The following is a 5714-nucleotide window of genomic DNA, read 5'->3' as shown; positions in this document are numbered from 1 at the left end:
CTGCGGCCGATTTCGCTGGTCGCACTGGCGTTGACATTCTTCGAGCGATCGGTGGCGAGGCGGCGGGGCAGGCCGGCCAGAACCTGATCAACAACGCGAACCACGTCGCGGACGTGATCGGCGACTACGTGCTTGGGAATGCGACGGGGCAACAGGCGTCGGCGGCGCTGGCCGATTTCGCTGGTCGCACTGGCGTTGACATTCTTCGAGCGATCGGTGGCGAGGCGGCGGGGCAGGCGGCGACAGACGTTATCTCTTCATCGAATAAAATGCTAGACATTCTAATTGATTTCATTCCATTTGGCCCCGGAGAAATAAATGCTTTTAGCGTTGGATATCCTGTTGCCCCGGAGCCAATATTTGAGCCGACTTTGTCGAGAGAGAAGATCATATTGCTGAGGGAGCTGTCCCATTTAGTATCGTTCATCCTAACGACTCAGGTAGCAGCGTTCTCGGACAGCGAGGAAAAATTATCGGGACTAAAAGATATATTCTCCAGTGTTAACAGATTTGCCCAGTATGTCAACATAATAGGATGGGGTAATCCGACCGGAACGCGGAATGAAACTAACTATGCGATCGTCGATTTGTTGGACGGTAATATTATTTGGAGGTCTTTTGCAGCGATAGGCGAATCCATACAAAACGATGTGTTGCTTCCTGCCAACAAAGCATTTCAAATAATTTCTTTTGACAGACAGACCCTCCAGGAGGGTGCTGCTATCTTTTTTTCTGATGTGAGCGGAAGCTCGCTCCGCGTGCCGGCTGTCGCGCTTGGCAAGTCAGCGTCTCCAGACAGCGATGACGACGGCCTTTCTGATTTTGCCGAGCGCGTACTTGGAACCTCTGTTTATCGCGCAGATTCCGATGGCGACGGCGTAAGCGATCTTGCCGAGGTGCGTAGCGGACAAGACCCGTTGGGGGACTTCGATCTCCCAACAGGAATCGCGGGCTTTGTGGCCACGCCAGCCCCCGCTCTAGACATTGCCATCGCATCGAGCGTCGGACCTATCTCGGAAGTAGCGCTCGTCGCAATGGGCAGCGCTGGCGTCGCTGCCATAAGCCTCGCAGATCGCCTTTCCCCTAGCGTCCTGAGCACCCTGGAACTCGGCGGCTCCGCCAGATCCGTGTCCTTCGACGCAACCACCGGCCTAGGCATCGTCGCCACCGGCTCGACACTTGCCCTGTTGGAGTTCACTGCTGCGAGCACGCTGCGCCTTTTCCGCGAACTGGACATCCAAGCGACGCAGGTCGAGACGCTCGACGGCATCGCCTACGCGATTGTGGGCCATGAGCTACGCTCAATCGATTTGCTAAGCGGCGAGCTGGTCGCCGTCGCTAGCCTGCCAGCTGGCCTAGTTGGTCTCGCAGCTGAAGCCGGTGAGGTCTATGTGCTCGACTCGAGCGCAAACCTCTACATCTTTGGTGCCGTGAATGGGGCGCTTCTGCAGCGTGCTACAGTCCAACTTCCTAGTTCCATCGTCGTCGCAGGCGAGCGCAAGCTCCTCGCCGCTGATGGCATCGTCTACGTCCCTGCCGATGATGGTTTCAGCGGCGGCTATGCCACTATCGACGTGCGCGACCCCACTATGCCCGTTGTGGCCAGTGGTCCTGACGACCGAACCATTGCCGGCGAAGCGATCGCACTGGCAGGGTCCGGTCGCGGCGTAATAGTCGGCAATCCCGGCGGCGTCTTCGGCGCAAATGTAATCGATGTTATTAACACGACTGACCCATCCAACACTGCCGCCTTCATCGCGCGCATCACCCTGCCCTCTAATCCTAACGACGTCGCAATCTCCAACGGCATTGCGTTCGTCTCGACTGCGACTGGGCTTCAAGTGGTAAATTTCTCGCCACGCGATGTAGGCGGAGCGGCACCGTTGGTCACGCTCGACACAGCGGCACTCGACGCAGATCCCGCTTCACCCGGCATCCAGGTAATCGAAGGCGCAACGCTCGTCCTCCGCGTAACAGTCACTGACGATGTGCTGGTCAGCAATGCTGAAGTATTGGTGAACGGCGCTCCCTCGTTCGTTGCGCCCGCATATCCCTTCGATCTCCGCGCCTTCCTCCCGACTATAGCTGCCTCCGGGGCAACAACCGCCACCCTGCAGGTGCGCGCAACGGACACGGGCGGCAATTTCGGCCTGTCCGACCTGGTCACCGTCGATCTCGTGCCGGACACCATCGCGCCGACGATTATCGACACAAATGTGGAGGAGGGCGCAACGGTCGGGCGCTCCTTCCGCAGCTTCCGCTTCACCTTCTCCGAGCCGGTCTTCGTAACCGGCCCGGTGGCCGAGGTTTTTCGCCTGATCGGTCCAGATGGCACGCCGATGCCCGGCGCGGTCGCGGCCTTCCGCGATGGTGGCCGCAGTGCCCAGGTGACGGTTGACTTCCTGCCAAGCGGCGGCGGTTACCGGCTGGAAATCGACGCCGCGCGCATCCGCGATGGCGCGGGCAATGCCCTTGGCTCCGGCACGCTGCTCACCAACTTCATCGTCGGCGACTACGACGAGGGCGCCTTCGGGACGACCGGCGATGACAGCCTCTCCACCGGCGACGGCTATGACAGCGTCTCGGGCGGCCCGCAGGCGGACCCCGAGAGCGACACCGGCAACGACACCCTCATCAGCGGCGCGGGCCAGGACACGCTCGTTGGCTATGACGGCAATGACAGCATCTCGGCTGGTGACGACGCCGACAGCGTGGAGGGTGGTGCGGGCGACGACACGCTGCGGGGTGGTGCGGGGAACGACAGCCTGTCGGGCGGGGCGGGCACGGACCAGCTGTATGGCGAGGCGGGCGACGACCGGCTGGATCTCGGCGCGGGCGGTGGCCATGCGCAGGGCGATGCGGGGAACGACACGCTGACCGGCCAGGCGGCCGATGCGGTGGTGACGAACCTGTATGGCGGGGCGGGCAACGACAGCATCGCGATGGAGGGCGCCGCGCCGACCGACGGGTATCCGATCTACTGGGGCTACCGGAACCTCTACGGCGATGACGGCAATGACACGCTGAGCGGCAGCCTGGGCGGCGAGCGGCTGTGGGGCGGTGCCGGCAACGACCAGCTCGCCGGCAACGACGGCGACGACGAGCTGCGCGGCGGCGGGCAGGGCCTGGACCTGCTGGAGGGCGGTTCGGGGAACGACTACCTGGACGACGAGGACGCGGGGGGTATCGACAACCTGTTCGTCAATGCGGTGAACGGTCACCTGTATCGCTACATGCCGGGCAACGTGCCGTGGCAGGCGGCGCGGGATGCAGCGGCTGCGGCGGCGATCGGCGGCTGGCAGGGCTACCTGGCGACGATCACGACGGCGGAGGAGCAGGCGTTCCTGAGCGCTGTGTTCGGCCAGGTCGGGACAAGCTGGATCGGCGGGTCGGATGCGGCGACGGAGGGCAGCTGGGCCTGGATGACGGGTCCCGAGGCGGGGACGGTGTTCTACATCGAGGGTGCCGATCCGCAGCCCGGGTTCAGCTACTGGGATGCCTACTACCAGCCGGACGGCGGGGCGGAGCAGAACTACCTGGCGATCGCCAGCATCTGGACCAGCAATGGCTGGCACGACGTGCCGGCCACAGGGCCGGTGTCGGGCTACTTCGTGGAGTATGGCGGCATGCCGGGCGATGGCGTGCTGGGCCTGCTGCCGGGCGACACGCTGCGGGGTGGCGAGGGTGACGACACGATCGTCGGCCGCGGCGGCAACGACGTGGTGGAGGGCGGCGCGGGCAGCGATCTGCTGACCCTGCGGCTGGAACAAGCACTGCGCGGCGACGCGTTCAGCCTGGCGGATCCGGATGCGTTGGCGGTGCTGGTCAATGGCGGCTCGATCACCGGGATCGAGCGGCTGGACCTCCATGGCAGCGGCTTCGCCGACAGTGTTGTCGGCGGCGCGGGCGACGACACGCTGCGGGGTGGTGCGGGGAATGACAGCCTGTCGGGCGGGGCGGGCACGGACCAGCTGTATGGCGAGGCGGGCGACGACGTGCTCGACCTCGGCGCGGGCGGTGGCCAGGCGTGGGGCGATGCGGGGAACGACACGCTGACCGGCCAGGCGGCCGATGCGGTGACGACGAACCTGTATGGCGGGGCGGGCAACGACAGCATCGCGATGGAGGGTCCCGCGCCGACCGATGGGTATCCGGTCTACTGGGGCTACCGGAACCTCTACGGCGATGACGGCAATGACACGCTGAGCGGCAGCGTGGGCGGCGAGCGGCTGTGGGGCGGCGCCGGCAACGACCAGCTCGCCGGCAATGCAGGAGATGACGAGTTGTTCGGGGGTGAAGGTAGCGACGTGTTCTTCTTCGCTCCGGGAAGCGGCGCCGATCAAGTGGCCGACTTCGATATCTCGGTTGACCTGCTACGGCTAGCCGGCTTCGGCTCGACGCTGGACAGCTTTGCGGACGTTCTCGCGCGCAGTTCTCAGGTCGGCGCAAATACGCTGATCGTCGCGACGACTGGCGAAAGTATCACACTGCTAAATGTCGATCGCAGCACGCTTTCTTCGACCGATTTTGTTTTCACGTGATGGAGCTCGGCAAAGAAATGCAAACTTGTTCGCAGGAGCGGCTGCCAGCGCTCCTATGGAGAATCAGCTCCCTGGCTTTCTGCATCTGTTTCGCGGCCTCATGCACTCAGAGTACAACCACCAACCTCTCAACAGCTCTCCAAGCGCCAGACGCCATCGTGTGCACGATACGGAGACTGCCGGTTTCGGCCGGGTCTCTGGAGTTCGAACTCACGATGTATAGGGAACGCGTCTCAAGACAGTGGGGAGAACAAATAGCCTCCTATTCGCGGCTGCCATTCGAGCGCGCTGTCTCGTCCAATCCGGTTCGCGTGTGGTTCCTCCAGTTAGATTTGTTAAAAGGAGCAGTAGACGCCGACTTTCTTCTCCCGATGACACAGCGTCCCGATGGAACGCTCGTGCGCACTGGAGATTATGAAGCAGTCGACTGCGATCACGGCACAACCTACCCCATGCTCAGTCAGCGGCGCCAACTACGCTTTTTCTAACATGGTGCCGTCGTAGTCAGCAGCACGACCGGATGCAAATGCCTGGGCTTGAAGACCAGCAGCTCCGAAGACACGGGCTGTCCAGAGAATGGTTGGCGTGGGTTCCCTTTCCTACGCCACATTTCACAGCTAGTGCGTTGATGTCATTGCGACTTGCCGCGACGCCTATCCGCATCCCCCACGATCTCCCCCACAGCCGGCTTGCGCTACCCTACCCGCCGAGCCCTCTCGCGCGCCACCTCCGCCCCCCCCCGCCGGCGCGGAAGGGGAGCGAGGGTGGGGGCACCCGATTTTCGCGGGAGCGGAGCGAGGGGGGGGAGGTCTGTTCACGCCTCGCCCGGCGCCGAAGGTCACGCCGGGAGGCGCCCAGATTTCCGACCTGGCCGGAAAGTTGCCGGGCCTCGGCCATCACCCGCATCGCGGGACAGTTCTCAAGGGAGATTGGCTGCGCCGGCGGATCCTGTCGGCGTGGCCAGAAGCGGCGCGTGATGACAGCCAGTGTTGCGCCTGCCGTCCGGTGTGCAAAGCTTGCCTCCCTCGAGGTGGCTGGCGCGTGGATGTCAATCGGCACACAAACGGGACCCCGGATCGGCGTGCAAAAGGGACCCCCTTTTGGTGTGCATGGACGCGCCCGGGTTGGCCGGTGCGGAGCCGTAGGCGCAGCGGCGGGGAACCCGGGCGCGGT

General features: G+C 63.6%; 1 protein-coding gene. It reads left to right on the top strand.

Translation table 11 applies throughout. From position 1 onward, the window contains the following. Positions 1–113 precede the first annotated feature (113 nt). A complete protein-coding gene (locus AC1MIR_RS24460; protein ID WP_480030784.1) occupies positions 114–4541 on the top strand; it encodes an Ig-like domain-containing protein in 4428 nt (1475 codons plus the stop codon). Positions 4542–5714: the final 1173 nt, after the last annotated feature.

This window comes from Falsiroseomonas sp. RANM36, assembly GCF_056682175.1.
The sequence above is the reverse complement of the archived record's forward strand: the minus strand, read 5'-3'. Positions and strand labels throughout refer to the sequence as shown.